Here is a 6514-nt window from a genome sequence, read left to right as displayed (position 1 = left end):
GCATTCCCTTGATAATTATCAGAGTGGATCATTTCATTCTCAAAGTGCAGACTTCTATACTCTAGTACCCCGTACTTGTAAGCAAAGTACTGATCGATCATGCCGGTAAACACGACCTTATTCGCTCTTGCCTCTAACTCTTCCTTATTTTCAAAGAAATCGGTAGAAAGCGAAACGTCACTGCTGGCTAACATTTTTTCAACAATGACATTGTATCCGCCGATTGGGATTCCTTGGTACTTATCATTAAAGTAGTTATTATCGTACGTAAAGCGCACAGGTAATCGTTTAATAATAAAGCTTGGCAGTTCAGTCGCAGGTCGCCCCCATTGTTTTTCGGTATAGCCCTTAATTAATTTTTCATAAATATCGACGCCAACTAAGGAAATGGCCTGCTCTTCCAAGTTTTTTGGTTTTTCTATATCCAGCTGCATCTTTTGTTCCTCAATCTTCTGCTTTGCTTGTTCAGGCGTAATCACACCCCATAATGTATGAAAGGTATTCATATTAAACGGCAAATTGTATAACTCGCCTTTATAATTGGCAATCGGTGAGTTCGTATACCGGTTAAACCGGGCGAACTGATTCACATACTCCCATATCTCTTCGCTATTCGTATGAAAGATATGCGCTCCGTACTTATGGACATTGATTCCCGCCACATGTTCGTTGTATACATTTCCGCCAATATGATCTCGTTTATCGATCACCAGACACGTTTTTCCTCGTTTCGTAGCTTCATAGGCAAAAGTAGCCCCAAACAATCCAGCTCCCACAATTAAGTAATCATACATGGATCACGCAGCCCCCTTCTTACTTTCCGAATGTACAATGGCATTTGCCTTACTTGGTAGAGCGCAAATGGCCAAAAGGTAAATGAAGATACTATAGAAAAAAAGCTGATCATGACTACTATAAAAACTAGTTGCAATCACAAAACCAATGAAGAAAAAGAGCTCAATTACCCTTTTTTTCTTAGCCAATCCGACAAAAATCGTGATGAGTAAGAAAAGATAGGTTATAAAAAACAGAAGAGGAAATTCTACAAAGAATGAAAGATGACTGGAATGCATCGGCATTATACCCAATAGCATTGCTTGATAGCCCGTTGGATCTAGCGTGGCAAACTCCGATAAATCAAGTCCAGCATGAGTTGCTACTAAGCTATATTCTCCAGGTGTAATGCCAAAAATTAAGTTCATTAGATTCTGAAATTTGATTTGTAAACCATATTGGATTAATAATAGGTGCCCAGTTGTCGAGCCACTATCAGCGCCTGCCCCGACTCTGTTAAAAACACCAAACAAATTTTGATTTTGTATCACAAATAGTAATCCAAATACAATCGTTCCTAGAAAGAATAGGAAATTAACGTACAAGGTAATATATTTCGATTTCCTATTCTCTTCTAACACCTTTTTCGAAAACGAAACAAAGTTATACAGGAAAACTGGAATGTAAAAAGCCAAAAAGATAAGGGAAAAACGCGAAATGGTCAATAATGATAGAATCATAAACAAAAGCGATAAAACAAAGCGAATGGAAGAAGTAAACAACACAAGGGACATAAAAGCAAAGAATGCGCATAATATTACAGTATGGGATTTATCTACTTGGCCCAACGATATATAGCCACTCTTTTGTATAAACAATTCTTCCACAGTAAATATGCAAAAATAAATGCAAATCGGAATCGTGATGTATTTATAAACAGTAAGGATGGCTTGCTGAACATTGTATTTATTGATAAGGGTAAACATAGTACTGATACAAATTATCATCAGCAGAAAAAATAAAATATGTGCGATTTGAATTTGCGTATTATACACATTCGATACCCATAACGCTCCAATCGACATCATACAAATATTTAACGTGACAAAGACATAATCTCTTTTCTGAAATACTTTAATGGTGATAGGAAGCAATACCAATATAGATAGAATCTGAAACAAATTGGAATAGGCTAATCTACCCGTGATCTTTTGACCAAATAGCATTCCAATATTGAGAAGTAGTAGTGAAATGATAAGTAACCGTTTGTCAGTTCGTTTTAATTCCACGTGGCTGATCTCCTTATTGATATAGTAATATACATTAATAGGCTCCTCGTCTCAGAATAACCATGAGCACTGTTTTACATAAAATCAAAATATCTAACTTAAGAGATTGATGGTATACGTAATAGAGCTCAATCCCTACCCGCTCAGGATATCCCACATTACTTCTACCACTTACCTGCCAGTATCCCGTAACCCCTGGCTTTACTGAAAGAAATTCGTCTATTCGATCCTTGTACTCTCTTAATTCTTCTGTAACAACGGGTCTTGGACCAACTAAGCTCATATTTCCCATGAATACATTAATCAGCTGCGGAAACTCATCTAAGCTTGTTGCCCGCAAAAATCTACCTATCCTTGTAATTCTCGGATCCTCATGCGGCTCTAGCTTATAGTTATTTCGAATATATTTTTCATAAAGATCCCTATTTGCTTTTAACGTATTCTCTGCATCAGTAATCATGGAGCGAAATTTATAAATATAGAAAGATTCTCCGTTTTTCCCAATACGCTTCTGTTTAAAGAAAACAGGTCCCTTTGGATCTTCCCATTTAATCAACAAAGCAATAACTAGAAAAAGCGGAGAAAGTAAAACGATTCCGATGCATGCACCTATAAAATCAATCATTCGTTTTGAAAGTAAGTAGAATGGACTGGGATTTTCTATTCCTTCTATCACAATGGCATCTTCTTGTATATCAGGTTTCTCCGCAGTGCTTATTCTTACATCCAACTAAATCCCTCCTTACGTTACACTTATTTTCTCTATAGACACTTTCTCCGTCATAAATGCGAGTAGCTCCTCCCTAAGATCATCATGCTGGAGTGCAAATTCAATAGATGTTTGAATAAAGCCTAGTTTTTCCCCTACATCAAATCGTTTCCCCTCGAAATCGTAGGCAAATACCCGTTGAATTCCATTTAATTGTTGGATTGCATCTGTTAATTGTATTTCTCCCCCTGCTCCTACAGTTTGTTCATCCAAAAACATAAATATTTCTGGTGTTAACACATAGCGGCCCATGATCGCTAAGTTTGACGGTGCAGTGCCCGGTGCTGGTTTTTCTACAAATTGATTCACTTGATACCTGCGACCGCTCTGTATTAGAGGATCTATAATACCGTAGCGATGCGTCTCGCTATCTGGCACGGTTTGTACCCCGATTACAGATGCTCTCGTTTGCTCATATTGCTCCATCAATTGGCGGAGGCAAGGCGTCTTTGCTTGTACAATATCGTCACCAAGTAACACGGCAAATGGTTCATCTCCAATGAATTTTCTCGCACACCATACAGCATGTCCGAGCCCTTGTGGTTCTTTCTGACGAATGTAGTGGATATTCATTTTTGATGAAACTTGTACCTTATCAAGAAGATCAAATTTCCCTTTCTGTTGCAGATTTTGCTCCAGTTCAATGGAATAATCGAAATGATCCTCAATAGCCCGCTTTCCCTTACCTGTAACAATGATGATATCTTTAATCCCTGACTCAATCGCTTCCTCTACGATGTATTGAATCGTTGGCTTGTCTACAATCGGCAGCATTTCTTTAGGCATTGCTTTGGTTGCGGGTAGAAACCGCGTCCCAAGACCAGCTGCTGGAATAATAGCTTTTTTCACTTTATACATAGGTAAGCACTCCTTTTTATATGGAATTTATTATATATTAAGTAATATTTTTACAGTTATAGAGTGCAGAAGTCCTTTAATCAGAATGGATTAAAAGATTCCAAAAATCTTTTTATTACGTATTTCTTCAGGTTCAGGCTTTGGAACAATATGTCCTGTAATGACGGCATATGCATTTCTTTTAAATAATATAGCAATGTCCGCCCCTAGTTCATGTTCAATTGTGTCATAGCATTCTCGCAAATTAAAGGGTCGATTCGTACTGTTATGAGCGTCAGATGCAACAAAATGAACGAGATTATGTTCGATTAACTGTAAGGATAGTTTTTTTATTGTTTTTCCAAAACCACCTGTCATACTAGATGCTGTAACTTGAACGAGCGCGCCTTTTAAGACGAGATCGTACAGAATATTCGGATGTTCGGCAATTTCTGAATTACGTTCCGGATGGACGATGATAGGGATTAAGCCTTTAAGAAGCAAATCGTATAGTAAGGCTGGTGTATATCGTGGTACGTGGTTGGATGGGAATTCTAGTAGGATGTATTTCTTTGTCTCGTTTATTGTTTGAATTAGACCTAACTCGTACTGCTCGGCAATTTCTCCATTAATGTGAATCTCTTGTCCCGGAACAATTAGCAATGGTATATCCCTTCGCTTCAACACTTCATTCAATGCATGTACTGCCCTAGCAATGGCAGGCTTTTCATTCCTATAATTGATTGTTAGATGATGAGGAGTTGCAACAATCGTTTGAATCCCCTCAGCTACAGCGTATTCAGCCATTTTAAGACTTTGTTCCATAGTAACAGGTCCATCATCCATTCCAGGCAATATATGACAATGTAAATCTATCAATATACATCACCTCTTCAACGTTTACTTTTTTGAACCATAATAGTAGTAATAATCTTGTTCCTTCAGCTTTTTCGCATTGAGCACGACACCAAGCAACTTTCCTTTCGCACTTTGTAGCAATCCCTTTGCCCTTATAGCCGCCTCACGTTCTGTCTGACCACTTCGGACTACCATTACAATCCCGTCCACAATATTGGCGAGAATTTGTGCATCTGTTACAGCTAGAACCGGTGGTGTATCAATAATTACTAAATCATATAGGGCATAAGCTTCTTGCAGTAATTCTTCCATTTTTTTCGAACTAAGCAATTCTGCTGGGTTTGGGGGAACCGCGCCACATGGCATAAAATTCAAGTTCGCAATTTTAGTAGCATAAACGCACTCCTTTAACGTTGCTTGTTTTGATAATACAGCCGTGATGCCCAGCCTATTTTCTATATCAAACATCGAGTGAAGCGCGGGCTTTCTCATATCTGCATCCATTAATAGTACTTTCTTTCCTTGCTGCGCAAACACAACAGCGAGATTTGCTGTCGTTGTTGTTTTCCCTTCCGACGGTCCAGATGAAGTGATAATGACCGAACGGATTTCTTTATCGACGGATGCAAAATCAATATTCGTTCGAACATTTCGATATTGTTCTGAAATAGCAGATTTCGGCTCATTATGGGCAATTAACTGTCGTACCATTTGAGGTTGATTTTTTTTCTTAAGAACCAATGGTATGCTCCCTCACTTTCATATTTGCAGCTAGTTTTTTATCCACTACCTTTTTTTCTTCTATTTGCGCGATACTCCCAAGAACCGATAATCCTAACAATTTTTCGACATCCTGTTCTTTCTTAATCGTATTATCTAGGTAATCTAGTAATAAAACGATTCCGATAGATGCAAATAACCCCGCCACAATCGCAATTCCGATATTCAGTAACGGTTGCGGTTTAACAGGTGCTTGTCCCTTTACATTCTCAGCTGTTGATAAAACATTCACATTATCCACACTCATTAGATTTACAATTTCCTCTTTAAACGTGTCAGCAATCGTATTCGCAATAGCTGCAGCTCTCGCTGGACTGGAATCTTGAACAGTTACTGTAAGAACCTGTGACTCCTTTTCACTTGCTACACTAATTTTCTTCGTTAATGCCTTCACAGACATATCTAAATTCAGCTTATCCTTGACTTTACTTAAAATCGCAGGACTCTTAATCACAACATTATACGTGTTAATTAACTGCACATTCGTTTGTACCTCATTAAACTGCACTACACTATTATCCTTCTTCTTCTGATTCACCAGAATCTGCGTCGAAGATTCATATACAGGAGTAATAAAGGTATAACTTACAATCCCTACTACTAATGCAATGAATCCTGTAATGGCAAATATCACTACCATACGTCTGCGTAAAATCAGAAACAATTCCTTTAAACTCCCATTATCCTCCATAATAACCTCCACTTACTGCATTAGTATTGTTAAAATGACAGAATATTACAAAAATTTAATTGAAAACTATGCCATAACTAGCTGTCGCAAATAATAAGTTTATGTAAATTAATTACATAACTTTATATTAATGTTAATTATTGTAAGATACAAGATATTTTTTTCGATTTACTCTATTAAACCGCTTACATATAAAAATATCCTTCTAAACGACAAAAAGGCCGTTTTTATAAAACGACCTTTCCTTATAATTGATTAGCTATGCGGAATCACCACAAACGCATTCGGCAAATACCGCATTCCGACAGCCGTGTCAGTAGCTGGTTTTAATTGCAGTTCACCGTTATTGATCATCGTTGTTGAGCCGCCGCCATCAAGCGCAAACGCATTGACACAGCCGAGCTGTTTAAACATTTTCACCATATCGTTCATCGATGCGCCGCGGTGTTGCTTATTCCAGTAGAAGCGTCCGTCTGTTGCAATCATATAGACATTTCCCTGTGCATCTTGACCAAT

8 protein-coding genes are annotated in these 6514 nt (G+C 37.9%); all 8 read right to left on the bottom strand.

What is annotated here, in order from left to right; translation table 11 throughout:
• The coding region (locus tag AC11ZT_RS09120) for a UDP-galactopyranose/dTDP-fucopyranose mutase family protein (RefSeq protein ID WP_484059295.1) at positions 1-794 on the bottom strand (794 nt) is incomplete at its 3' end.
• A 3-nt stretch (positions 795-797) separates the two neighbouring features.
• Positions 798-2063, bottom strand: a complete 1266-nt coding sequence (locus AC11ZT_RS09115; protein WP_484059294.1) for a hypothetical protein — start codon at positions 2061-2063, stop codon at positions 798-800.
• A gap of 34 nt (positions 2064-2097) precedes the next feature.
• Positions 2098-2688, bottom strand: coding sequence for a sugar transferase (locus AC11ZT_RS09110; RefSeq protein ID WP_484059297.1), 591 nt, complete (start codon positions 2686-2688; stop codon positions 2098-2100).
• A 117-nt stretch (positions 2689-2805) separates the two neighbouring features.
• The gene (gene galU, locus AC11ZT_RS09105) at positions 2806-3690 is read right to left on the bottom strand and encodes a UTP--glucose-1-phosphate uridylyltransferase GalU (RefSeq protein ID WP_484059293.1); all 885 of its coding nucleotides are present in this window, start codon (positions 3688-3690) and stop codon (positions 2806-2808) included.
• 90 nt (positions 3691-3780) lie between these two features.
• The gene (locus AC11ZT_RS09100) at positions 3781-4548 is read right to left on the bottom strand and encodes a tyrosine-protein phosphatase (protein ID WP_484059292.1); all 768 of its coding nucleotides are present in this window, start codon (positions 4546-4548) and stop codon (positions 3781-3783) included.
• A 21-nt stretch (positions 4549-4569) separates the two neighbouring features.
• On the bottom strand, positions 4570-5238 hold the full coding sequence (locus AC11ZT_RS09095) for a CpsD/CapB family tyrosine-protein kinase (RefSeq protein ID WP_484059296.1): 669 nt from the start codon (positions 5236-5238) through the stop codon (positions 4570-4572).
• 19 nt (positions 5239-5257) lie between these two features.
• Positions 5258-5998, bottom strand: coding sequence for a YveK family protein (locus AC11ZT_RS09090; protein WP_484059291.1), 741 nt, complete (start codon positions 5996-5998; stop codon positions 5258-5260).
• Between the two features lie 255 nt (positions 5999-6253).
• On the bottom strand, positions 6254-6514 hold a 261-nt coding region (locus AC11ZT_RS09085; RefSeq protein ID WP_484059290.1), incomplete at its 5' end, for a phosphodiester glycosidase family protein.

It is taken from the genome of Ectobacillus sp., assembly GCF_056992975.1.
The sequence above is the reverse complement of the archived record's forward strand: the minus strand, read 5'-3'. Positions and strand labels throughout refer to the sequence as shown.